Source organism: Treponema sp. Marseille-Q3903 (assembly GCF_014334335.1).
Taxonomy (GTDB): Bacteria; Spirochaetota; Spirochaetia; order Treponematales; family Treponemataceae; genus Treponema_D.
Window position 1 is genome coordinate 891522 of record NZ_JACSEU010000001.1, and the last position, 22556, is coordinate 914077.

General features: G+C 39.3%; 20 protein-coding genes. 5 read left to right on the forward strand and 15 right to left on the reverse strand.

Annotation, left to right across the window (positions count from 1 at the left end):
- Positions 1-36: 36 nt before the first annotated feature.
- From feoB to H9I37_RS04125, 5 genes are read right to left on the reverse strand one after another with little or no spacing between them, the layout of a single operon-like run.
- Positions 37-2067: a ferrous iron transport protein B gene (gene feoB / locus H9I37_RS04105; RefSeq protein WP_187381197.1), complete on the reverse strand. Its 2031-nt coding sequence runs from the start codon at positions 2065-2067 to the stop codon at positions 37-39.
- Positions 2068-2069: 2 nt separating this feature from the next.
- Positions 2070-2294 carry a FeoA family protein gene (locus H9I37_RS04110; RefSeq protein ID WP_187381198.1) on the reverse strand — a complete coding sequence of 75 codons (225 nt, stop codon included), beginning with the start codon at positions 2292-2294 and terminating at the stop codon, positions 2070-2072.
- A 52-nt stretch (positions 2295-2346) separates the two neighbouring features.
- Positions 2347-3801 (reverse strand): ABC transporter ATP-binding protein, encoded by a 1455-nt coding sequence (locus tag H9I37_RS04115; protein ID WP_187381199.1) that lies wholly within the window; start codon positions 3799-3801, stop codon positions 2347-2349.
- Positions 3798-4529, reverse strand: a complete 732-nt coding sequence (locus tag H9I37_RS04120; protein WP_187381200.1) for an energy-coupling factor transporter transmembrane component T — start codon at positions 4527-4529, stop codon at positions 3798-3800. The genes H9I37_RS04115 and H9I37_RS04120 overlap by 4 nt, the downstream gene beginning before the upstream one ends.
- A 3-nt stretch (positions 4530-4532) precedes the next feature.
- Positions 4533-5117 (reverse strand): MptD family putative ECF transporter S component, encoded by a 585-nt coding sequence (locus H9I37_RS04125; RefSeq protein ID WP_187381201.1) that lies wholly within the window; start codon positions 5115-5117, stop codon positions 4533-4535.
- 253 nt (positions 5118-5370) lie between these two features.
- Here H9I37_RS04125 and H9I37_RS04130 point away from each other — a divergent pair, with 253 nt between their 5' ends.
- Positions 5371-5979: a TetR/AcrR family transcriptional regulator gene (locus H9I37_RS04130; protein WP_187381202.1), complete on the forward strand. Its 609-nt coding sequence runs from the start codon at positions 5371-5373 to the stop codon at positions 5977-5979.
- Positions 5980-6089: 110 nt separating this feature from the next.
- The gene (locus H9I37_RS04135) at positions 6090-7466 is read left to right on the forward strand and encodes an MATE family efflux transporter (RefSeq protein WP_255422551.1); all 1377 of its coding nucleotides are present in this window, start codon (positions 6090-6092) and stop codon (positions 7464-7466) included.
- 129 nt (positions 7467-7595) lie between these two features.
- On the opposite strand, the gene H9I37_RS04140 is transcribed toward H9I37_RS04135, so the two are convergent.
- Entirely contained in the window at positions 7596-8438 is an 843-nt protein-coding gene (locus H9I37_RS04140; RefSeq protein ID WP_187381204.1) for a methyl-accepting chemotaxis protein, read from the reverse strand.
- A 28-nt stretch (positions 8439-8466) separates the two neighbouring features.
- The gene (locus H9I37_RS04145) at positions 8467-9225 is read right to left on the reverse strand and encodes an oxygen-binding di-iron domain-containing protein (RefSeq protein ID WP_187381205.1); all 759 of its coding nucleotides are present in this window, start codon (positions 9223-9225) and stop codon (positions 8467-8469) included.
- Between the two features lie 153 nt (positions 9226-9378).
- Here H9I37_RS04145 and eno point away from each other — a divergent pair, with 153 nt between their 5' ends.
- A complete protein-coding gene (eno, locus tag H9I37_RS04150; RefSeq protein ID WP_187381206.1) occupies positions 9379-10680 on the forward strand; it encodes a phosphopyruvate hydratase in 1302 nt (433 codons plus the stop codon).
- A 191-nt stretch (positions 10681-10871) separates the two neighbouring features.
- Here the strand turns inward: eno and H9I37_RS04155 are convergent, their stop codons facing one another.
- The 6 genes from H9I37_RS04155 to H9I37_RS04180 all read right to left on the reverse strand — a co-directional run bounded on the left by H9I37_RS04155 (position 10872) and on the right by H9I37_RS04180 (position 17885).
- Positions 10872-11423: a methylated-DNA--[protein]-cysteine S-methyltransferase gene (locus tag H9I37_RS04155; protein WP_187381207.1), complete on the reverse strand. Its 552-nt coding sequence runs from the start codon at positions 11421-11423 to the stop codon at positions 10872-10874.
- Positions 11420-12415, reverse strand: coding sequence for an NAD-dependent epimerase/dehydratase family protein (locus tag H9I37_RS04160; RefSeq protein WP_187381208.1), 996 nt, complete (start codon positions 12413-12415; stop codon positions 11420-11422). The genes H9I37_RS04155 and H9I37_RS04160 overlap by 4 nt, the downstream gene beginning before the upstream one ends.
- Before the next feature lie 80 nt (positions 12416-12495).
- Complete coding sequence (locus H9I37_RS04165) at positions 12496-13845, reverse strand: MATE family efflux transporter (protein ID WP_187381209.1); 1350 nt, start codon at positions 13843-13845, stop codon at positions 12496-12498.
- A gap of 98 nt (positions 13846-13943) precedes the next feature.
- Positions 13944-14858, reverse strand: coding sequence for a DMT family transporter (locus H9I37_RS04170; protein WP_187381210.1), 915 nt, complete (start codon positions 14856-14858; stop codon positions 13944-13946).
- Positions 14859-14904: 46 nt separating this feature from the next.
- The gene (gene abc-f / locus H9I37_RS04175) at positions 14905-16953 is read right to left on the reverse strand and encodes a ribosomal protection-like ABC-F family protein (protein ID WP_187381211.1); all 2049 of its coding nucleotides are present in this window, start codon (positions 16951-16953) and stop codon (positions 14905-14907) included.
- Positions 16950-17885 (reverse strand): DNA/RNA non-specific endonuclease, encoded by a 936-nt coding sequence (locus H9I37_RS04180; protein WP_187381212.1) that lies wholly within the window; start codon positions 17883-17885, stop codon positions 16950-16952. The genes abc-f and H9I37_RS04180 overlap by 4 nt, the downstream gene beginning before the upstream one ends.
- Positions 17886-18122: 237 nt before the next feature.
- Here H9I37_RS04180 and H9I37_RS04185 point away from each other — a divergent pair, with 237 nt between their 5' ends.
- Complete coding sequence (locus H9I37_RS04185) at positions 18123-19289, forward strand: cation diffusion facilitator family transporter (protein WP_187381213.1); 1167 nt, start codon at positions 18123-18125, stop codon at positions 19287-19289.
- A gap of 6 nt (positions 19290-19295) precedes the next feature.
- On the opposite strand, the gene flgN is transcribed toward H9I37_RS04185, so the two are convergent.
- Positions 19296-19781, reverse strand: a complete 486-nt coding sequence (flgN, locus tag H9I37_RS04190; protein ID WP_187381214.1) for a flagellar export chaperone FlgN — start codon at positions 19779-19781, stop codon at positions 19296-19298.
- A gap of 21 nt (positions 19782-19802) precedes the next feature.
- Entirely contained in the window at positions 19803-20243 is a 441-nt protein-coding gene (gene fliS, locus H9I37_RS04195) for a flagellar export chaperone FliS (RefSeq protein WP_187381215.1), read from the reverse strand.
- Between the two features lie 200 nt (positions 20244-20443).
- On the opposite strand from fliS, the gene ftsH reads away from it, so the two are divergent.
- The gene (ftsH, locus tag H9I37_RS04200; RefSeq protein ID WP_187381216.1) at positions 20444-22555 is read left to right on the forward strand and encodes an ATP-dependent zinc metalloprotease FtsH; all 2112 of its coding nucleotides are present in this window, start codon (positions 20444-20446) and stop codon (positions 22553-22555) included.
- The last annotated feature ends 1 nt before the right edge of the window (position 22556 follow it).

Consider the following 22556-nt stretch of genomic DNA (forward strand, 5'->3'; position numbering starts at 1 on the left):
GAATCTTTCTAAAATTATTTCCTGCAAGTGATCAAACTACATAAACAGATTCGCAATGTGATATATAATTCCTGCAAGAATCAATGCTGTAACAAAATAGTAAAGTGCGATTGCTATAGTCCATCTTATAGAATGTGTTTCATTGTGGGTTGCAACTACTGCCTGAAGGCATGGAACATTAAATGTTACTGCAATTATAAAAGCGAGTGCCTCAGGGATTCTGATAACCTGTGCTGCAAGTTCTCCGATGTTTCCTACCGCTCCAGCAGCACCTGTTGTAGAGTTGAATATGTCTCCTGAGTTTGCAAAAATCGCAGAGAGAACTCCGAGTGTTGCTTCTTTTGAAATCATTGCAGCGATAAATGACATAAATGTCTGCCAGCCCATTCCGAATATTTTTGTTACAGGTGAAATAAATATTCCGATTTTGTATAGAATACTTCCATCAATTCCTGTTTTCGAGTAGCAGAGAAAATAAAAAATTACACAAACAATCAGCTCTATCGAAAATGCCTTTTTGAAAACATCCCACATTTTGCAGAGTGCCTGTTTGAATATAAAGCCCCATCGCGGTTTGTGGTAAGGAGGAAGCTCCATTATCATTCCGGTACGTTCTTCCTTTGGATTCAGCTTTCTGCCAAATATTGCTGCTGTGATCACGATGTGCAAAAACATTATCGCAAAAATCAAAAGCATAACAAGAATCCCGCCTGATGTTCCAAAAAATGCATTCGCAAGTGTAGGGATTACGACAAATGTCGCTCCGCATGGGACAGCCCACGCAACTGCCATCGTCAAAATCCGCTGACCCCAAGAGTCAATTACGCGTGTTCCCGAAACCGAACCGATTGTGCAGCCGAATCCTATTAGAAGCGGCATGATCGCTTTTCCTTGCAGTCCAATCCTGCTCATCGTTCTGTCAAATAAATAAGAAACTCGAGCCATGTATCCGACTTCTTCTATTATTCCAAAAATGAAATTCATCGAAAACACAAAGCCGACCATAGAGATAACCCACCCAAGAGCTGTTATTAATGTCGATTCAATAAAATGAATAACAGCTTGTGAGACGCCCAAAGTCGGAAGCACTGAACTTAAGAACGGATTGGCAAGCCCTGTGAAAGCTGCCCCAACGCCCATTATCGGAGCTGCAACAATCATAGCGCCAACAAGACCTAACAGCAAAATACCGAGTGCAATCACTTTTCCCAAAACAGGGCTGATCGCTTTGCGGTCGAATTTTGATAAAAGTTCGGAATCCTTCTTTGTTTTTACGACGCTCTCTTTTAAAATACTTTCAATCCATTTGAACTTACAGTTGCTTGCGTACAACGCACCGTCAGCTGTGGCTAATTCAGCTTGTTTTACAGCAGAAAATTCTTTCAAAACATCTTCATCTTTTTCGAGGAGTTTTCCTGAAATCCAATTTTCAGAGCGTCTTGATTTTTTTACGCTGCCGTTTTTTATCAAATCTTCTACAGCTTTTTTTTGTGCGATGAATTCTGCCTTCATTTCGCCGTTTTCAAAAAAATCGTAGAGGCTCGAATCGTCAATTGTTTTCGGCGACTTTACAGATTCTTCAAGTGTCGCAAAAAAATCGGAATAAGTTTTTTTATCGGGAGCGACTATGCTGCAAACAGGAATATTGAGTTTTTTCTTTAGAGATTCAATATTGATTTTTTTTCCTTGAGATTCTGCAACGTCGATCATAGTCAGTACCACCATTGCCGGAGTTTTGATTCCTGCAAAGTCGGCAAGCATGTACAAACTTCTTTCAAGCTGAGAAGCATCGGCGAGGATACAAACTAAATCGAGATCATTTTTTGAGATGTAGTCGCGTGTAACGATTTCTTCATCGGAATTTGCAGAGAGCGAATAAGAACCCGGAAGGTCTGCAACTTCATAAGTGATGTTGTTGTGAGAAAATGTTCCGATTTTCTTTTCTACTGTTTTTCCGGGCCAGTTTCCTACATGCTGGTGAAGTCCGGTCAATCCGTTAAAAATAGATGATTTGCCTGAATTCGGCTGACCAAGCAAAGCGATTTTTTTAGATATATTTTCACTCATAATCATTTTTCCTCCACAAAAATTTGTTTAGCCTCATCCCGATTTAAAGCGATCATCGTGTCACGGCTGAATATCAAAAGCGGCTGCTTTTTATTGTTGTGAAGCATCTCCAATGATGTTCCTGTGTTCAGCCCAATCGATGTGATTCGAGAAAGATAGCGCCTTCCTCCATCAATTTTCACAATGCTGGCTTTTTTGCCGTCTTTTAGTTCCGTAAGATTAGTCATTTTTCCTCCATAGATCCTGTTTATCTGCAATTAGGTTTGCTTGCAATCAGGCTTACCTGTTTTTTAATCTGACTACATAATCGCATGAGTTTTTTATGAGCTCCGAGTCATGCGTCACAACAATTATGCTGCGTCCCATTTTTTTTAGTTTTCGCAAAAGAGAGCAAATCTGTTTCATGTGTGCAAAGTCAAGCCCGGAAGTCGGTTCGTCAAACAAAAGAATTTCGCGCCCGCTTGCTACTGCACACGCAATTGCGAGCCTCTGCTTTTGCCCTCCTGAAAGTGACATCGGGTGACAATTTTCAAATCCTGCAAGCCCTAGTTCTGCAAGGATTTTTTTACATACATCTTCGTCCTCGTTTTCCATGCTTATCAGAACTTCGTCTAAAGCTGTTTCAGTAAAAAGCTGATGGTTTACATCTTGCATAACCATAAATATCTTTTTTAGCCGCTGGCGGCGGTTGTACCATTTTCCGTCAAAGTACATTTTACCTTTGCTTTTTTTTAAGAGCCCGCAGATGCACTGCAAAAAAGTTGTTTTGCCTTCACCGTTTGCTCCTGCTACAGCGATAATCTTGTTTTTTGGAATTATCATTTGTGAAAAATCTATAACCGGCTTTTTTGAACCTTTGTAACAATAGTAAAAATCACTAAGGATGATGTTTGAATCTGATTTTTCAACAGTATTTTTGTCAGAAGATCCTGATTCTATATTTACAAGGTCGAGAGGATTTACAAAATTTCTGCTTCTCAGCCCAAACTTTGAAAGCTCGTCATCGTTCATTTTTTTCATTTGTGAAGAATCGAGTTCCATTTTGATCTGACCTTTATCGAGAATCACCGTTCTGTCACATAAATCCCAGAGATAAAAAAGCCTGTGTTCTGCGGCAACAATAGTTTTTCCATCATTTTTCCAGATTTTTATCAGTTCTTTCAAAGTAAAGATAGATTCCGTGTCCAAGTTTGCGGAAGGTTCGTCTAAAAGAATGATTTTATTTCCGCTTACATCAACGCTCGCACATGCAATTTTCTGTTTTTGCCCACCCGATAAATCAAAAAGGCTTCTGTTCATGAGATTTTCAAGATTCATCCGTTTGACTGTGCAGGAAATCCTTTCTCTGATTTTGTCTTCCTGCATTCCCATATTTTCGCATGGAAAAGCGAGTTCGCTCGTTGTGTCGACGTTGAAAAATTGACTTCTGGGATTTTGAAAAACGGTGCTCACTGTCTTTGCAGTTTCGTAGAGTTCTGCGTTTGAAACATTGCTGCCGTTTACAAGGACTTCGCCTTCAATCTTGCCTTCATAAAAATTCGGAATCAAGCCGTTTATGAGGCGCAAAATCGTAGTTTTTCCGCAGCCCGAAGCGCCTGTCAAAAGAACAGTCTCGCCGTCTTTTATCGTAAGACTTATGTTTGAAAGGCATCCAGGCTGTTCCTCTTTTTCATCAGACGAAGAATTTTCGGAAGAATTTTCGTATGAAAAACTTACGTTTTTTAATTCAATCATGAAAACACTCCGAGATTTGCAAGGAGAGTGTAAGAAAAACTTATCAGACAAAAAGCAATCATAACGTAATCAAAAAATCCAAAGCCGACTTTGCATATATTTGTTCGTTTTACAGGTCCGCCAAGCCCACGAGAAAGAGATGCAGCCGAAAGTTCCTGCCCGATTCTGACTGAGCAAGTCATCAGCGGAATCATGCGGTATTCGATTATTTTAAAAATTTTTTTGCCGCCGAACCGAATGTCCCTCATCGCCATAGCTTTGTTTATTGATGAGGCTTCTTCTGCTACTGTCGGAAAAAATCTGAACATAACTGAAAGCGGAATTGTAAAAAGATTTGGAACATGCATTCTCTCCATGCTGCACATAAACTGGCTGACTGTAGTTGTCGAGACAAGATAAGCTGCCATCACTATGCTTGGAACAAATCTGATAAGAATTCCGCCTGTAAAAAGAAATATAAAATTGACAAGCCCTTTTGTACGTGGTAAAAAAAAATATTGACAAGTGTACCCTAAGGCGAGCACGAGAAGCCCTTTCAAAAAAGTTCTAAAGCGCTTTTCGACAAGACACAAAAAAAAAGGTAAAAACGAAAATATTATGGCAATAACATTTGTGGTGTTGCTGCCAAACCCACCCAAAACGTAAAGCGAAACCATGACAACGCAGAGCAGTTTTATCCGTGGGTCTAAAAAACATTTTTTATCGAGTGTGGAAGATACAATCTGCATAAATCAGATAATTCCTGCCTTTGAAAAATGTTTTTTGAGAACGGCAATTCCAATCAAAGCGCCAAGACAGCCAAAGACAAAAGATGCGACGAGTAAAATCGGGTTCAGCCATTGAGGCATGCAGGCTGTCAAAGTCTGAACATATTCTTCACCGAAACTTGTTCGTGTTGAAAAATATTTATCGATATTTATAAAAATCGGAAGTTCATTTGCCCATTCAGTTATACATATAACGCCGTAACATAAAACAGATGCTTTTTTGCTTGAGTATTTTCCGGCTTTGTATATTAAATCGGCAGTGATTCCCGTGATGAAGCTTGCGATAAAAGGGTAAATGCCCATTCCTGTGACCATCAGAAGAGTTCCAATAATTACGGAAAAGATAAAGATCATTCCGAACTTCTTAACTTTAGTCAGAAAAAGCATGAACGGAATTCCACCTGCGAGCGGACAAAAAACTGTCAAAAGCGGAATCATAACAGGTATGAATCCTAAAAATGATACAACCATCACGATGATAAAAAAGATTGCGCAATAGATTCCGATGTTTACAAGATCTTTGCCTTCGAGTTTGTTTGAGTTTTTCATAAAGTCTCCATAAATATAAGTAGAGCGGATCTTAGGAATCAAAATTCATACGAGATTTGCCGCAAGATATACATGTTTATCTTTTGTTAGATATTGCTAACTATAACGATGCTATATTTAATTGTCAAGGGTACGCATGAGATGTGATGAGTTTATCGTCAGGCAGTTCTCTGACTTTGAGTTTTTGACTGTGAGTTTTTGTTCTTAAAAGTTTTCAGTTTTTGTGATAATATCGATGTAAAGGTTTGTGGTGATGGGAAAATTTCAACGGAAAACAAAAGATGAAAGACGACATGAAATAATGGATGCTGCAAAGCGAGTATTTATAAAAAAAGGATATCGTTATTCAACAATGGAAGATGTCATTGCAAATACAAGTCTTTCAAAGGGCGGCGTGTATCAATACTATAAAAACACAAAATCGATTATGTTTGACATCATGAAAGAGGGAAATTTCACGCGATTTTTGAAAACAGAAGATATAATTGGAAAATTTTCTTCAACGAAAGATGTTTTTGAAGTGATGACTCAAATAGCAATTGCAAAGCTTTTTGAGGATATTCCAGAAAAAAAATTGTACATAATGTTTCTTTCTGAGATCATGTATGACAAAGAAACCGAAAAGCTTTTTTATAAACTGGAATCTGAAGGTCATAACTATTTAATAAAAAATCTAGAATCAATTCCTCAATTTTCTTCAGCAAAAGCGGAAAGTAAAAAAAACGTTGCGCTGTTATACTCAAGAATTTTTAACGGAATTCTGATTATCTATGAACTTCTTGGCGACAAAAATCCATTTTTAGAAAATCAAAAAGAACTCCACGATTTTATCTACAATTTGATGAAAAAAATAATTTCATAAACTGACAATGCTCATAATACTGACTATTGACATAAAAGTTAGATATCACTATCTTTTTAATCGACGGTTGCGTCAGCAGGAGCGGCAAACAAAAAGTATGCGGGCTTCAACTGAGCAAAGTCGTTTTATTCTTTTATTATGGAGGTTTTATGAAAGATAAACGTGAGCATTTGATTTCGGACAATATGTTAAAATTGATGCTGGAACTCAGCATTCCCGGAATTATCGGTATGTTGGTTATCAGCTTGTATAACTTTGTCGATGCGATTTTTGTTGGAAGGTACGTCGGAGAAACTGCGCTCGGTGCAATAAGCCTTGCCTACACATTTACGCTGGTCAACAACGGAATTGCAACTTTGATAGGAATCGGTTCTGCCTCTGTTTTGTCGCGTGCAGTTGGCAGAAAAGACCGGAATACAATTGATTCGATTATGGGAAATGTTTTTGTCCTGACGCTGATTTTTTCTTCTATAGTTACTTTGGTCGGAATTATTTTTGCATCGAATCTTTTATCATTGGTGGGTGCCGAAGGTGAGATGCTTTCGCTCGGAACAAAGTATCTTAGGATTGTTTATGCGGCTTCTATTTTTGTAAATTTCGGGCAGGCTGCCAATATGGTTATGCGTGGTGAAGGTAAAATGGGCTTAGCCATGCTTCTGATGGGTATAAGTGCCGTGCTCAACATAATTTTGGATGCGCTATTTGTCATTGTATTCAAATGGGGAATTGAAGGGGCTGCCATCGCAACAGTGATTTCTCAGATTGTCCTTGCCATATGCAATTTTTTGTATTTTGCAATTTTCAGCAAAGATGTAAGATTTCATAAAATCAGGTTGGAAAAATCAATTGTAGGCGAAACAATATCTGTCGGAGTTTCTGCAATGATGATGCAGGTTTTCTCGCTTATTCAGCAAGCTGTAATGTATTCAACTCTAAAACGTTATGGTGGCGAAAATCAAGTTATTTTGATGGGTGCTTTTTTTAGATACATGATGTTGAGTTTTATTCCGCTTTGGGGAATAAGTCAGGGATTTCAACCATTTGCAGGCACGAACTTTGGAGCAAAGAAATTTGACAGGGTAAAAAAAGGAACATTCCTTTTTTACGCTTTCGGACTTTTACTTGCTTTTATCTTTTGGATTACGTTCATGCTTTCTCCACAAAAGATTCTCGGTCTTTTTATGAACAATGATTCGCTCATAGCGTCTGGTAGAGTGAACGCTATCCTTTCATTTTCAATATTCCCACTCTCTGCAATAATGATTATAAATCTAACGTTGTGCCAGTCGATGGGGAAAGCAAAACCGGCGGGGCTTCTTGTCGTTGCCCGACAACTTGTTTTGTATGTTCCTTTTGTCCTTCTTTTACCGCTTATATTTGGAATCCGAGGCGTATGGCTTACATCGCCAATCGTAGACACTTTTGTCACTTTGATTTCAATTGCAATAGTAGCAAAAATTTTTGCAAAAGATTTAAAAACTAGATGATACGTTTCTCTGCTGTAAACTGAAATATGTTTTACGGCAGAGCTTTTGTGAATCAGAATCTATGATATTTCCATTTTTATTTCCAAATGAGGTTTTTGGAGTTTTTGATTAGGCGATGTCAACGCCGATTTAAAATATTTCCTCGAGGAATTCGTGGATTCGTTTTATAACTCCAAGGATGACGTGTGTATCTTTCATTGAAGAATTCACTTTTTCAAGCGAACCGAACCCGTCTGAAAGCGCTCTTGCTTCTTCTTTTATCGCAAATGTTATTTCTGAGAGAGATTGTCCCGATTCGTTTAGAGTCCTTGCGTTGCTGTCGAAATTTGAAAGGACTGAAGACAGCGAAACGTTGAAGCGCGAAATCAAAAGTGAAAACTCGCTCATCTGAGTGTTGATGTTTTCCACTGTTTTTTCAAACTCATCTATGCTTTCTGTGATTTGCGCTGCAAAATTGCCTGTTTGCCCTGCGAGTTTGTGGACTTCGTTTGCAATGATTTTAAATCCGGCTCCGAACGAACCTGCATGGGCTGCTTCGATAGAGGCATTTATAGCGAGAATATTTGTTTTTTGCACAACGTTTTGTATGTTCCCGGTGATATTCATTACTTTTTCTGTTTGGAGTTTTAAGTCGTTGAAAGACCTTGTAAGTGTTGCAAAATCCTTTGAAGTTGTTTCTATTTCAGTAACGCGGTCGCTTATCTCTGTTCTCAGAGAATCGTTTGCCGACAAAATTTCTTCCATCATTGAATCTATGTTATCTGTGTGAGAAGCCGTGCTTTTACTTGCAGCCTGCATCTCTTCAAATGCGCTGACTATATTTTGCAGTTCATTGCGAACGGAATTCATCGCGTTGTCCAAAATGTGCAGAGAATTCATTGTTACTGAAGAGATAGTAACGCTTTTGTTGTAACCTACAGAAAGTTTGTCTACAGCATCTGAATAATTTTTTATTTGTTCACTAACGTCCATAAAATCAGTTATCCATAATAAGAGAAATCTACATTAAATCTACGCCGCATTTCAAGTTTGAAAGCCAATTAAGAAACTCTGTTATAGATTCTCCTGCGTAAAGCGCTCCGTGCTGAGGTGCGATGATTTTGGGGTTTATCGCACGAACTCTCTCACACCATTTTTTTACAATTGAATTTGAAGCCATATATCTTTTATGAAAACCTTCGATAAGGGGAACATGTTGTGCAAAATCTTCGACAAATACATACTCTTTGCCTTCGTCAAAAACAGCTGCGCCGATGTCACCTGAAAAAAGAATTTTTGATTTAGGGTCATAAAGATTAAAATTACCTGGAGAATGCATAAAATGGGCAGGGATGCACTGGAGTTCTGCGTTCTCTGATATTTTGATTGTGCTGCCGTCATCAGGAATAGGGACAATTCTTTTTGAGTCAACAATTCCAAAGTGAGGTAAAAATCTAACCCAAAGTGAAGAAATGTGAATCTGTGCTTTAGTTATACCGAGCCACATTGCAATACCAGAAGAAACATCAGGGTCTTGATGTGAATAAAAGATAACATCTATATTGTCTAACGATATGTATCGGCTTACGGCAGAGACTACATGTGCGAATATATGAACTCCACCCGGATCCAAAAGTACACCCCTGTTGTGATCTATAATCAGATATTGCATTGTCTGTATTTCATCGCTTGAATCGACGTCATCAACGCCGAGCCAAATAAATTTATGGTCATCATCTTCATAAAGTATTCGACCATTTACATCATTTACATCTATCATGACTTGGATTTTAACATATAAAATATTGTTAGTAAACACTATCAACATAAGCAACTCAATTATATTGAATATTCTAACAAAAAACGTTATTCTTGAGTGGTTAGTAAAAGCTAACTGTAAAAAGTTGGCAGAAATCGATTATCAGGAGATATTATGAACAAATTGGAAATTGTAAAAGTTGTCGGACGTGAAATTCTTGATTCACGCGGAAATCCTACTGTTGAGGCGGAAGTTCATCTTGCTGACGGAACTGTTGCATTTGGAGCTGCTCCTTCAGGTGCTTCTACAGGTGAATTTGAGGCACTTGAACTTCGTGACGGAGATAAATCACGTTATCTTGGAAAAGGTGTTTCTAAAGCAGTACAAAACATCAATACTACAATAAACAAAACTGTTGCAGGTCTTTCTGCTTCAGACATATATGCCGTTGACGCTGCTATGATAAAAGCTGACGGAACAAAAGGAAAAACAAACCTAGGTGCAAACGCAATTCTCGCTGTATCAATCGCTACATGTAGAGCCGCTGCAACATCTCTTGGAATTCCTCTTTATAGATTTTTGGGAGGCGTTCAAGGCACAAAACTTCCTGTTCCAATGATGAACATCATCAACGGAGGATGCCACGCTCTTTCTTCAGGTCTCGACGTTCAGGAATTTATGATTATGCCGGTAGGTGCTCCGTCATTTAAAGAATGCCTTAGATGGTGTGCCGAAGTATTCCATAACCTCGCAAAGATATTGAAAGACAGAGGTCTCGCAACATCAGTTGGTGACGAAGGTGGATTTGCTCCGGCTTTGAAATCTGATGAAGAAGCTATTGAAACAATTCTTGAAGCAGTAAAAGCTGCCGGATATAAACCCGGAGAAGATTTTATGATTGCAATGGATGCCGCTTCGTCAGAATGGAAAACCGGAAAAAAAGGCGAATACAAACTTCCAAAGGCAGGAACTGTTTTCACTTCGGAGCAGTTGATTGAACATTGGAAAAATCTGTGTCAAAAATATCCTATTATTTCGATTGAAGACGGACTCGATGAAGAAGACTGGGAAGGCTGGCAGAAATTGACCGCGGCTCTCGGAGACAAAGTTCAGCTTGTCGGCGATGATCTTTTTGTCACAAACACAGAACGCCTTTCAAAGGGAATCAAACTTGGGGCTGGAAATTCAATTTTGATTAAGTTGAACCAGATTGGTTCTGTTTCTGAAACTCTTGAAGCTATAAAAATGGCACACAAAGCAGGCTATACTGCAATTTCAAGCCACCGCTCAGGCGAAACTTCTGACACAACAATTTCCGATTTGGCAGTTGCATTGAATACATGTCAGATAAAAACAGGTGCTCCAAGCCGTTCTGAACGCGTTTCAAAATACAATCAGCTTCTCCGCATTGAAGAGGAACTCGGCGTTGCCGCAGCATATCCTAAAATGGATGCGTTCAACGTAAAAGGGTTTTAATGATTTTTTAATTTTATAAATCCGCACAAGTTTTATATTCTTAGTGTCAGGATACTTTTATAAAATTTTATTTTGGGGCTGCTTTAGAGTCTGTTGATTTTAGGCAGTCCCGATTTTTTTTGCTTTTTTATTGAAGTTTTTGACTGTACAGCCCCGATTTTTTTTGTGCAGACTGAATTTTGATTTGCAGACTAAATCTTGCTGTATTCGATTCCTTCAAGTTTTAATAATTCGATTTTGTTTTTTATTCCGCCGCCGTAACCGGTGACTTTGCCGCCGATTCCCATCACTCTGTGGCATGGAATTATTATGCAAATCGGATTCCAGCCTGTTGCGCCTCCGACTGCCTGTGCTGACATTTTTTTAACGCCTTTTTCTGTTGCGATTTTTTTTGCGATATCGCCGTAAGTCACAGTTTTTCCCCACGGAATTTCAATTATATAATTCTGAACTTTTTTTCGAAATAAAGTCAAATTTTTTGTCAAATAAGGCGGTGTAAAATCTGGCTGTTTTCCAGAAAAATAGATGTCGAGCCAGCGGAAAGTCTGCTTAAAAACCGGGAGAAAATCGCGTTCTGGGCATTTTTGATTTTCATCAAGTTTATCAGCCGAAGAAAACTGCTTATATGCGTTTACATCATCTTTTGAATTTTCGAAAAATAGATTTGTCAGAACTTGTCCATCGCTGACTAAAATCAGATTATCAAAATTCTTCGGCGTAATGTATTTGCAATAATAAATCATCTCAATTTTTTTATGATTTCATCGCACCATCTGTCAAATTCAGGATCTTCTCTTTGACACTCTTGATGGCTCATCACGTATTCAACTGTCTCTCGAAGCCCGACGTCCGCTCTTTTTGTTGCGACAAAGTCAGGTACGAGCGATTTCAATTTGCTACAATCAAAGACAACCGAGTTTGATTTATCGCCGATAAGGCTTCCTGTAAAATCGTAAGAGCTGTGCGCTGCAAGATACTCCGATGAAACGTAAAAAGGTTTCAACTCAACTCCCAAAGCGGAAGCTATGCAACTGTAAATCTGGTTCCATGTCACCGATTCATCAGACATAATCTGGACTGCTTCTCCGATTGCGTGGATATTTCCCATCAATCCGATAAAACCTTTAGCAAAGTCGGAATTGTGCGTGATTGTCCAAAGGCTCGTTCCATCTCCGTGAATTATGACAGGCTTTCCTTCTTTTATCCGCTTTACAACTTGATAACTTCCGTTTTTGCCGTGAACACCAAGAGGAACCGAACGTTCATCGTAAGTGTGGCTCGGTCTTACGATTGTGATAGGAAATTGCTCTTCGCGGTATAGTTTCATTAGATAATCTTCGCAGGCGATTTTGTTTTTTGAATATTCCCAGTAAGGGTTTGCAAGCGGAGTTTTTTCGCTTATGACATAGTTTCCGCACGGTTTTTGGTAAGCTGATGCAGAGCTTATATACATAAATTGATTTACTTTTCCTTTTAGAAGTCGGTAATCTCTTTCTAGCTGTGACGGAACAAACCCGATAAAATCGCATGCGACGTCAAAGTGCATCCCTGAAAGTTTGTAGGCAACTGCTTTTTCATCATTTATGTCGACTGTGATGAAATTTGCGCCTTTTAACCGTTTGTCATCGTTTCTGTTTCCTCTATTTATAAGATAAAGTTCCCAGCCTTTTTCTATCAGCAATTCCGAAATTGCCATGCTGATTGTACCTGTTCCACCGATAAACAATGCTTTCATAATGTTTTCCTCCTGATTTTATTGCGATGATGTATGACGCCGTCGCAACTTTCTGTTTTCAAATATCAAAAAAATTTAATTTATGAAGTCAAATCGTGAAGCCATTTTCCGCTGTGCAGGCGCAATAATCCCATCACGCATTTACAGATATCTTCTGTATGGATGCAAAGGAATATTCCCCAGAATGGAAGATGCCAAAAATTGATTGCGCAAAACCCGAGCGGAAGTGCTAAAAGCCACATAAATCCATTGTCTAAGAAAAGCCCATACATAGTGTCACCGCCGCTGCGGCAAACGCCTACAATGATATTCATGTTTGTCGCATAAATCGGATAAAGGATGACTGTTATAAACAAAAATACTTGAGCCATGTGGATGACTTCAGGTTCAACTTTGAAAAAGTATTTGAGCGTAAATGCGAGCGGAATCAAAAGAAGTCCGAGAACGGCTGCCGCACCAGCCATAAATCCTGTAAGCCTTTTTGAAAGATGCCTTGCTTCGTCTATTTTTTCTTCCCCAATCTTTTTCCCCAGTATGATTGCTGCAGCGTTTCCACAGCCGATGAAGAATGTCCAGACTAAGTTTGAAATCGTACTTGTGATGTTGAACGCCGCTATTATTTTTGTGCCTGCGTGAGCGTAAATTGAGCTTTGCAGAGAGATTCCAATCGCCCACATCGCTTCGCTGAGCAAAACCGGAACACAGATTTTTATATAACGCGGGATAAATCCCACTTCATGTTTTGAAAAATAACGGCGCGGTGGCACGGCAATCTCGTATCCTTTTTTGTAAGGAACGATGAGGAGTATCATAAATTCAACTATTCGGGCAATCGTCGTAGCGAACGCAGCCCCGATCACTCCCATTGCCGGAATTAGCTCAACGCTGCCTGTCCTGATACCGAAAATTAAAATATAATTGAAAATGCCGTTTACAATCACGGAAATTGATGTTGAGACCATTGGAAGTTTCACGCGTTCGGTGCTGCGCAAAGCGTGTGAAATTGCAAACCCTAACCCTGTAAAGATGTAACTCGGGGCAACAGCTCTAAGATAAGCAGCCCCGTGCTCTATCACAACATTGTCTTTTGAGTAGATTCTGAGACAAAACTCGGGAGCAAAAGTTGCAGCGCAGAAAAATAAAACGGATATGACAGCAGAGGCTGTGATTGTGATTCCCATAGTCCTGTGAACGCCGTTTAAGTCTTTTTTGCCCCAGAACTGAGTCATAAAAATAGAGCCGCCTGAAACAATTCCGAACATCGTGATATTCATTATGAAAAAAATCTGATTTCCAAGACCGACCGCAGCAATATCTACAGAGCCGAGCTGCCCGACCATGATAGTGTCGAGCATATTTACAAATGATGATAAAAAGTTTTGAAGAATGATAGGTACTGCAATGGTGAAAAGAGTCGATAAAAAATTCATAATTATATTATATTATATTTGCAATTTTAAGATAAACATGGACAATTCTCTTTTTTTATTGAATTAATTCAATCTGTGCGATTTTTTTGATTTCCGATTTATTTTCCGCAAGTCACCAAAATAACTCCGACTGTAATCATTGCGATTCCAGCAATCCGCAGAAGATTTATTTTTACACGCGTTGTGTGTAAAAGCCCGAATGTGTCGATTATCAAACCGCAGGAAAGTTGTCCAATCATTATGCAGGCAACTTGAAGTGCAGCTCCTAGCCTTGAGATAGTCAACAAACTTAAAAATATCCCTGTCACTCCGTAGAGCCCCCCTGTCATCATCCACGGTTTTATGCCGACACCGCGCATTTTCAAAAACTTGCCTTTATCGGCGAACAGCGCAACAGGAAGCAAAACTATAGAACCTGCAATAAAAGAGACGAACGTTCCTTCCCAATTTCCTATGATTCTTGCAAGGGAAGCGTTCGTAGGAGACTGCATGGCGCTGAGCATTCCTGCAAGTAATTCTGCAATTACCACAATTATTCTTTTCGAATCGCGATGTTTTTCTTCTGTGTCTGATTTTTTACTTCCGAAGTAGATGACGAATATTCCGATTGTGGCTGCTGCAATTCCTGCAAAACGCATCCCTGTAACTATAACTTTGCTGCTGTCTAAAAGTCCGAAATAATCGATCACAATTCCTGCCAAAAGTTGACCTGACATAAGCGCTGTCAAGGCGAGCGTTGCTCCAAGAGTCGGGATTGCGGCAACTGTAACGCAAACGCTGACAGCGCCGTAAGTTCCGCCTATCAGCTGCCAGAACTGTGCTTCAATGAATTTATTCATGCCGCTATCTCCAAGAATTAAAACTAAAATTCCTGAAAAAATTGTGCCGCCCAAAAAAGAGAACAACGATGCCTGGAAAATTGAGGTCTTTGTTCCAAGCGCAGTGTTTACCGGCCCCTGAATCGCAAAAAAAACACCGCCTAAAATCGCTAGTGCCGACATTAAAAGATACATAAATGCTCCTGACTTTTTATCGATTTAACAAAATAACGTTGATTTATCAAACTCTCTCTGCCAACTTTTCCCAACGAGAATATTTTTCTTCGAGCAGTTTCGAGAGCTCATTGTAGCGTTTCCCAGCCTTTTGTGCTTCAAAAAAATTGCTGCTGCTCATTTTTTCTTCGAGAGATTGTTGTTCCGATTCGAGCGTCGGAATCTCTGCATCAAGTTCTTCGAATTCCCTTTGCTCTTTGAAAGATAATTTCTGTTTTTCGTGTTTTTTTCTGTTGCCTTCAAAACTGCCTGAATTGTTGTAATTGCCGGAATCACTGTGATGAGTAGCGACAGTAGATTTTTCATTGTTTTTGCTGATTTCGGCTCTGTGAGAATCACTCTCTTTTTTCATCTCTTCTCGCATGGCGATATATTCGCTGCATTTTCCAACAAAACCGCTGATGTTGCCATCTTCTTCCATTATGAACAAACTGTCTGCCGTTTTATCCATAAAATATCTGTCGTGACTCACTATGAGAATGCAGCCTTCGTAGTTTTTCAAAAACTGCTCTAAGATGTTCATCGTAAAAATATCAAAATCGTTCGTCGGTTCATCGAGAATTAAAAAGTTTGGATTTTCAAGTAAAAGCCGAACAAGGTAAAGGCGTTTTCGTTCGCCGCCGCTCAAAGTGCTAACAGGTGAATGCTGGATTTTTCCTGTAAACCCGAATTCTTCCAAAAATTTTGCGGCACTTACGTCTTTTTTGCCGGAGTTCAGCGACATGTGTTCCGCAGTTTCCGTAACGTATTCGAGGACAGTCAAATCTACGTTCGTAAATTTCGGATTTTGTGTGTAATATCCAAACTTTGTGTTTATTCCAACTTCGATTGTGCCCGAATCAGGTTTGAGGTTTCCAGTGATTATGTTTAACAAAGTCGATTTTCCCGAACCGTTGTCTCCGAATATTCCGATTTTCTGACCTTTTGTAAAGACGTAACTGAAATTTTTGATAACGGGAATCAATGATTTTGTCTTGAGATTCAAAACGCTTTTGCATTTTTCTAGTTTTTTTTCATCTTTTTCATCTTCTGCTGACTCCGCAGATAGCCCGACGTACCCTTTCGGATAATTTTTGCTGATGTTGTGCAATTCTAAAACTTTTCCGCCGAGCCTTTTTCCGTGAACTTCAAATGTAAATCCTTTGTCAGATTGAAACTTTTCGCGGTTTATCAGCTGCTGATCCCGCTGAATGCGCGCCTTAATCTTAGTGCCGCGTGCACAAGGACCTCGCAAAAGCCAGTCCCGTTCAAACCTCAAAATAGATTCGATTCTTCGTTCCGTGTTTGCTTCAATCTCCGCTTCAATCTGCTTTTTTTCGAGATATTGTGAATAGTTTCCTGCATAAAGTTTAAGTTTGTTTCGCGCAAGCTCGTAAATATTGTTGCACACAGCGTCTAAAAAATAACGGTCGTGAGTGACCATCAAAACAGAACGCTTTGTATCGTGAAGATAATTTTGAAGCCAGTAAATTGTAGTTATATCGAGGTGATTTGTAGGCTCGTCTAAAAGAAGGATTTTTGTGTCTTCGATGAGAACCTGAGCGAGCGCAACTTTTTTTATCATTCCGCCGCTCAAACTTCCCATTTTTCGCGTCATATCGTGAATGCCGAGCGTGCTTAAAATAGAGCGTATCTGCGATTCGTAATTCCACAAATCCATTTTATCCATTTTTGACATCGCTTCGTCGTAACGGCGCTTGAGTTGTTCGCTCTTATCGCCTGCCGTGCTTCCAAGCTGCCCGCATATTTCTTCATATTCCCGAATGATTGTCAGTTTTTGCGAATCGTTTTTAAAAATGTGCTGCCGGATAGTGTCTTCTTCGTTATAAATCGGATTTTGCGGTAAAAATGAAATCCCGGCAGTTTTATTGATGACGACAGACCCTTCGTCAGGCTGAATAACTCCTGCAATCGTATTCAGCAACGTCGATTTTCCCGTTCCGTTTCGTCCGACAAGTGCCGCTTTTTCCCCCTCCTGAAGTCCGAAAGTGACGTCTGTGAACAGCGGTTTTTCACGCCCGATTTTTGCAATGTTATTTATAGACAGAAGGTTCATTGTTTTTCCTCAAGGTATTCTTCGAGATCGTCGGGAAGTATATCAAAAAAATCAAAGTTTGTGATTTCTTCTATATAGTTTATCGAACATTTATAGATATCCCAATCGCCGGCTACGTGGCAGCCTTGTTTGTTCGGCACGCAAACGCTTATAACATGTGTATCTTGCGTTATTCTGCTTATGTCGTCTTCTCCCTCCGGTAGAATTAAAATAATTTTCCAGCAGAATTCCGGTACTTTTATCGAGCGTTCGTTATTTTCAAGTTTTATTTCGTCAAAGTATCCGCGCCCACTTGTTCCGCCGCTTCCGACCGGACCTGCAAAAATATAAAGTTCATTTCCGGAAAGTGCAAGTTCGCGTTCGTATGATTCAAGGTTTTTCCATGTTATTCTGTTGCAGTCAGGAGATTGAGGAATCATGTTCGTCATCAAAAATGTTGCCTGATTATCTTCCGATGTCGCTGTTCTGTCTGCGGAAGGGCAGATATGCCCGCGGTCAAACCCGTATGCGTTGTATTGATAATCTTCCTTTTTGACTTTGTACCATTCAGATGGAAGGCTTTGGTCTGGAATAAACTTATTGGAACGCCCTGAATCTCCGATATCGGTTGCGCACAAATGCCATGCAACCCAGTTGGCTTCAAGAGTTTTATTGTTGTATGACATAGAAAATTGTTTTTTTTCCATGAGATAGTTTTCTTCTGCATTTTCTGCAAAAAGGTCTGAGCTTGCTTTCGAAGGATTTCCAAAATAAAGCGGCGTATTTTCTTGGGCAAAAACCGTAACTGACAAAATGAAAAAAATAAAAACCGCAATCGATTGTTTTGAAAATCCTGTCGATTTTGATTTTGATTTCGCTCCCGCTCCCGCAGGCTTCGTCGATTTTGTCGTGTTCGTCAACTTCATTGAATTCGCCGATTCCTTATATTCCATAGCACCATTATAACGAAAAATAAATCTATTTAGAATCATGTTGCCTTTAGAATCGTGTTGCCTTTAGAATCATGCTGACCGGAAAGCTCTGCTTCAAAACAAGCGTGGTTAAAATGAGAGACGCATTTTATAAGCGCCGACGAAAACTCTGCTTTAATTTTTCTATTTCTTAATATTGTCTAAAAACGGAAATGGACGCTATTATTATAAATATCACTCAATCAGGAGAGCCGTTTTATGCTTACTGTGCTTGCAAGAATATTTATCAAAAATTATAAAAATTATGAAGATAATTCTGTTCGCGAAAAATATGGTATTTTGTGCGGTGCCGTCGGTATATTTTTAAACTTTTTTCTTTTCATTGTAAAATTCATTTTAGGTTCGCTCTCATCTTCTGTCGCAATGGTCGCAGATGGATTCAACAATCTTTCTGACGCAGCCTCTTCAATCATCCAGGTGATTGGTTTTAAACTTTCTTCAAAAAAGCCTGACTTTGAACATCCTTTTGGACACGGTCGCCTCGAGTATATTTCTGGTCTTGTGATTTCTTTTTTTGTTATACTGATGGGTGTTGAACTTTTTAAATCTTCTGTCCTTGCTATAAAAAATCCTTCCAAAATTGAACATGTAAATGAGACAGTAATCATCATGTGCGGGGCAATTCTCGTAAAGCTTTATATGTACTTTTACAATCACAGTATCTCAAAAAAAATCAATTCAGTTGTGATGTATGCAGCCGCTGTCGACAGCCTCGGTGATATGATTTCGAATGTGGTCGTAATTGTTTCAATCGTCGCATCAAAATTTACAGATTTTCCTGTCGACGGATTTGGAGGAATTATTGTCGCCGTCCTGATTTTAAAAACCGGCTATGAAACCGCTAAGGAAACTGTCATGCCGCTCCTCGGTGCCGCCCCTGATAGTGAATTTGTAAAATCAGTTGAACAGGAAGTTCTAAGACACAAACCGATTTGCGGAGTTCATGATTTGATTATTCACGATTACGGACATGGAAGAGTTATGATTTCGCTTCATGCAGAAGTTCCGGGAAATCTTAGCGTTTTTGAACTTCACGATGTAATAGATAATGCTGAATCAGATGTTTCAAAAAAGTTCAATTGCAACATCACAATTCACATGGATCCTGTAGATGTCAACAACAGGCGCTTAAAAAATCTCAAAACTGCAGTAAAAGAAGAAGTTGAAAAGATAAGCCCGGAACTGAAAGCTCACGATATCAGAATGTCTTTTGAGAAAACTCACACCGACTTGATTTTTGATTTAGTAAAACCGTTCGGCTTTAAGCTGACTGATGAAGAGATAAAGACGCAATTAAATAACGCTATTCGTAAGAGATTTGACGACGTAAATTGTGTCATCACTGTGGAGCAGCCTTTTTCTTAGTTTGAATCAGAGGTCAATTTGAACTATTGTTGCAATTTTAGAAGGCTGATGAGGTGCGTAAACACTTCTGTTGTTTTTGTACGGATTTTTGAAGTTTGAGAGTTGCGTGCGAATCTGTTCGATGTGAACTCGGAGCAGATCTCTGTTGATTTCGTTTTGCTTTAGAACTTTATCTTGCAGCTCTGACAAATCATTTTGAATTTTCTTGATTTCTTTGTCTTCTTCAGTATGGCTGAGTTTGGAACCGTTGCTATACATTTTTGATATAGGAACGATAACTTTTTGAAGATTTATGATGTTCTTTACAACTTGCTGCTCAAGTTCCGTATGTGCAAGAATTTTTTCAGGGTCTTCTTCGCTGATTGATTCTTTTTGTTTTTCAAGCACGTTGAGATATTCTTGAAATTTATTTCTTTGCTCTTGAAGCAGCGTTCTGAATCTGTGTAAAAGAGCAACGCGTCTGTCTAATTCTTCTTGTGAAATTTCAGCCATAAATAGCCCTCCCTCCATGAATTAACCTTCAATATTCAGGGCGTTTGCAACATTTCCGGCAGGTGCATTTGCAGTGCTGTTTGCAATCGTTCTCCATGAATCTGCAAGCTCATTCATATTTTTTTGGACAAATTCAATTTTTGCCTTTGTGTGATTGATAGAAGCGTCCATAAGTTCTTCATTAAAAAAAACATAAAGTGACATCAAATTGCGTGCAATTTCTCCACCTTTTTCCATATCTAAAGAAACTTGCAATTCCGTAATTATTGCCTGAGCTTTCTGGATGTGAATACCAAATTGTTCAATATCCTTTGCCTTGATTTTACCGTTATTATCAAAAAGATTTAATGCCGATGTAAGATGTTTTACCGCACCTTCGTACAATAATACGACAAGACGCCCCTGACTCGCAGTGTTTACATTTGTTCTCTGATATGCGGTATATGCGTTTTGGTAACCCATAGAAACCTCCATTTTGATTGTCGGCTAAATCGAAAAATTGTTTACAAAAATTTTCAAAAAGTTATCAGCTCAAAGTCAAAGTTTTTGCGTTTAGATTGCGCATTTAAGTTTTTCAAAAATAATTGATAATTTTCGAATTTAGTAGAAAATTTTGAGTATCTTTACTATATTAAGTATATCTACTTTTTAAGGAAAAGCTAATGGCTGAAAATCAGAATAACGAACAAAAAAATAACGATGACGAAAACGATCCATACAAATTTTTTAAGTTTGCGGGGCCTGAAAATAATGATAAAAACGATAAAAATCGAGATGGCAAGAAAAAAATCCGCTTCTGGCCGATTCTGCTTGTTACGCTTTTAATTCTAGCTCTTGCAGATGTTTTTGTATTTAGAAGAACGGAAAATTTAATAGACTTCTCAGATTTCAAAGAAAAAATAGAAAACGGCGAAATAGTTTCAGTTGATTTAGGAGAAAATTATTTTGTTGGATACGGACCTTCTGTGGAAGTTTCTCAAAACGATTCAAATATAAAAGGCATGAAATTGTTTTCGGTTCCAGTCGCAAGGACAAGTACTCAGTATAAAACAGCTGCAGTCCTCACTTCAAATTTTATTGATTACCTCGACACCAAACACGTTCGCTACAAATTTGTCGTAAAACAGAGCAACTGGCTGCTTCAGCTCCTGTTGAATCTCCTTGTTCCGTTCGGACTTATATTCCTCATGTACTTTTTTCTGTTCAGAAAAATGGGCGGAGGCGGTGGTGGAATGGGCAGCATTTTCAATGTCGGAAATTCTCGCGCAAAAGTCATTGAAGAAGGAAAGATAAAAACTCGTTTTGCAGACGTTGCCGGCGTAGATGAAGCAAAAGAAGAACTCGTCGAAGTTGTCGACTTTTTGAAATCTCCTAAAAAATACACTGATATCGGAGGAAAGATTCCTAAGGGAGTTTTGCTTGTCGGTGACCCAGGTACCGGAAAAACATTGCTCGCTCGCGCAGTTGCAGGCGAAGCAGGCGTTCCGTTTTTCAGCATTTCCGGTTCGGACTTTGTCGAAATGTTTGTCGGAGTAGGTGCGAGCCGCGTTCGTGACTTGTTCAAACAGGCTCGTGAAAAAGCTCCTTGTATCATCTTTATAGATGAAATAGATGCCCTCGCAAAAAGCCGTGCAAACGGATTCAGCAGCAACGATGAGCGCGAACAGACTTTAAATCAGCTTCTTGTAGAGATGGATGGCTTTGACAACGACAAGGGATTGATTGTGCTTGCCGCAACTAACCGCGTAGATGTGCTTGACCCTGCAATTTTGCGTCCCGGACGTTTTGACCGTCAAGTTCCTGTTGAAAAACCTGATGTAAAGGGGCGAGAAGATATCCTTCGCATTCATGCAAAGCATGTAAAACTAAGCAGCGATGTTGATTTTGAGTCTGTCGCACACGGAACAACAGGATTTGCAGGAGCCGATTTGGCAAACGTTGTAAACGAGGCTGCACTCCTAGCAGTCCGCAATGGACGAAAAAAAGTCTCGATGGAGGATTTCAACGAAGCTATTGATAAGGTAAGCATCGGGCTCAAAAAGAAATCGCGAAAAGAAAATAAAAAGCAAATGCGTCTCACTTCTGTCCATGAAACAGGGCACGCTCTTGTCGCAGCATTTACGGAAGGTCATGAACCTGTAAATAAAATCACAGTTGTTCCACGCTCTCATGGAATAGGCGGTTTTACACAGTATCGTGAAGAAGATGAAGAAAAATTCTGCCTCACAAAAAAAGATATGATAAACGAAGTCGATTCAATGCTCGGCGGTCGCGCTGCAGAGGAAATCTTGCTCGGAGATATTTCTACAGGTGCATCAAACGACATCGCACGTGCTACAGATATATTAAAGCAGATGATTGTTTCGTACGGTATGTCAGATAAGTTTAAGAATATGACACTCGGTCGCGGCGTTTTAGGGAATCGCGGTGGCGAGCCAAACCTTGTCCGTGAGTTCAGCGAAGAGACTCAAAATTACATAGACAGCGAAATTGCGCGCATAATGGACGAGCGCTATAAGGCTGTTGTAAAACTTTTGACAGACCACAAAGATTTGCTTGATTTTATCGCAAGACGTCTTGAAGAGATTGAAACGATGGATGGCAAAGAGTTCTACGACATCATAAAAGGTGAAGCGCACTGCAAAGAGATAGAAGAAAAAGCAAAGGCAAAAGCAAAAGGTAAATCTACAAATGCAAAATCTGTAAAAGAAAAACATGTAGAAGAAAAGCAGCCAAAAGCAAAGTCGCCGGAAGCAAATCCGACAGACAAATAAA

Bases quoted from the DNA above. Each gene is read 5' to 3' on its own strand.
- H9I37_RS04145 (WP_187381205.1), bottom strand. From the start codon at position 9,225: ATGATAGATGTAAATGATGTAAATGGTCGAATACTTTATGAAGATGAT.
- H9I37_RS04120 (WP_187381200.1), bottom strand. From the start codon at position 4,529: ATGCAGATTGTATCTTCCACACTCGATAAAAAATGTTTTTTAGACCCA.
- fliS (WP_187381215.1), bottom strand. From the start codon at position 20,243: ATGGGTTACCAAAACGCATATACCGCATATCAGAGAACAAATGTAAAC.
- H9I37_RS04165 (WP_187381209.1), bottom strand. From the start codon at position 13,845: ATGAATTTTTTATCGACTCTTTTCACCATTGCAGTACCTATCATTCTT.
- H9I37_RS04125 (WP_187381201.1), bottom strand. From the start codon at position 5,117: ATGAAAAACTCAAACAAACTCGAAGGCAAAGATCTTGTAAACATCGGA.
- eno (WP_187381206.1), top strand. From the start codon at position 9,379: ATGAACAAATTGGAAATTGTAAAAGTTGTCGGACGTGAAATTCTTGAT.
- H9I37_RS04160 (WP_187381208.1), bottom strand. From the start codon at position 12,415: ATGAAAGCATTGTTTATCGGTGGAACAGGTACAATCAGCATGGCAATT.
- H9I37_RS04130 (WP_187381202.1), top strand. From the start codon at position 5,371: ATGGGAAAATTTCAACGGAAAACAAAAGATGAAAGACGACATGAAATA.
- H9I37_RS04115 (WP_187381199.1), bottom strand. From the start codon at position 3,801: ATGATTGAATTAAAAAACGTAAGTTTTTCATACGAAAATTCTTCCGAA.
- H9I37_RS04155 (WP_187381207.1), bottom strand. From the start codon at position 11,423: ATGATTTATTATTGCAAATACATTACGCCGAAGAATTTTGATAATCTG.
- H9I37_RS04185 (WP_187381213.1), top strand. From the start codon at position 18,123: ATGCTTACTGTGCTTGCAAGAATATTTATCAAAAATTATAAAAATTAT.
- flgN (WP_187381214.1), bottom strand. From the start codon at position 19,781: ATGGCTGAAATTTCACAAGAAGAATTAGACAGACGCGTTGCTCTTTTA.
- H9I37_RS04140 (WP_187381204.1), bottom strand. From the start codon at position 8,438: ATGGACGTTAGTGAACAAATAAAAAATTATTCAGATGCTGTAGACAAA.
- ftsH (WP_187381216.1), top strand. From the start codon at position 20,444: ATGGCTGAAAATCAGAATAACGAACAAAAAAATAACGATGACGAAAAC.
- feoB (WP_187381197.1), bottom strand. From the start codon at position 2,067: ATGAGTGAAAATATATCTAAAAAAATCGCTTTGCTTGGTCAGCCGAAT.
- abc-f (WP_187381211.1), bottom strand. From the start codon at position 16,953: ATGAACCTTCTGTCTATAAATAACATTGCAAAAATCGGGCGTGAAAAA.
- H9I37_RS04180 (WP_187381212.1), bottom strand. From the start codon at position 17,885: ATGGAATATAAGGAATCGGCGAATTCAATGAAGTTGACGAACACGACA.
- H9I37_RS04170 (WP_187381210.1), bottom strand. From the start codon at position 14,858: ATGTATCTTTTAATGTCGGCACTAGCGATTTTAGGCGGTGTTTTTTTT.
- H9I37_RS04110 (WP_187381198.1), bottom strand. From the start codon at position 2,294: ATGACTAATCTTACGGAACTAAAAGACGGCAAAAAAGCCAGCATTGTG.